This window comes from Kocuria subflava (genome assembly GCF_012163155.1).
In the GTDB taxonomy this organism is placed as follows: domain Bacteria; phylum Actinomycetota; class Actinomycetes; order Actinomycetales; family Micrococcaceae; genus Kocuria; species Kocuria subflava.
Window position 1 is genome coordinate 1 of the sequence record NZ_JAAVUN010000230.1, and the last position, 532, is coordinate 532.

Annotated in this window: 1 pseudogene; it reads right to left on the minus strand. The window is 60.5% G+C overall.

Going from position 1 to position 532, the window contains the following annotated elements:
• Positions 1-38: 38 nt before the first annotated feature.
• Positions 39-532 (minus strand): annotated as a pseudogene (locus tag GTW58_RS13910) (restriction endonuclease); the annotation flags it as partial.

Genomic DNA, 532 nt, shown 5'->3' on the forward strand with positions numbered 1-532 from the left:
GTCCCTCTCCCGCGCCCTCTCCCCGTGTGACTCACGAGTCAACGCGGCGACGAGGCGTCGCACCCGGCCCACACATAGCTTCGCGCCAGGGCTCGCAGGCTCTCCGCATAGTTGTAGATGTCGACGAGATTCTCGATGGGCTCCCTGGTTTCCTTCTTGTTCTCGTCGAACAAACCGATGTATTTCTGCTTCCGATTGAAGTGGAGACGCGCCAGGGGCTTCCGGTTGTTGTCGTCCACCAGGATGGCGCAATAGGACTTTGCATCGCGGTACACGACCCGCACCGGAGCCAGGTGCTCACACACGATGGCCCGCACGATCTGGAAGCCCTCGACCTCCTCCATTGTGGTGACGATGTCCTCACCTGCGGTATCGCTGAGTTCGTTCTCCGCAGCTGCCTGGCTGGTCAGTTCTGCCTGATTGGCCTCCGTGACGTCTTCACTGGAACCCGCGCCGAGCGTGTTGCTCAACCTTGCGTTGACCTGATCGGTGAGGAACTGGCGGCCTGCCTTCTTCACCAGTGGAATGAACT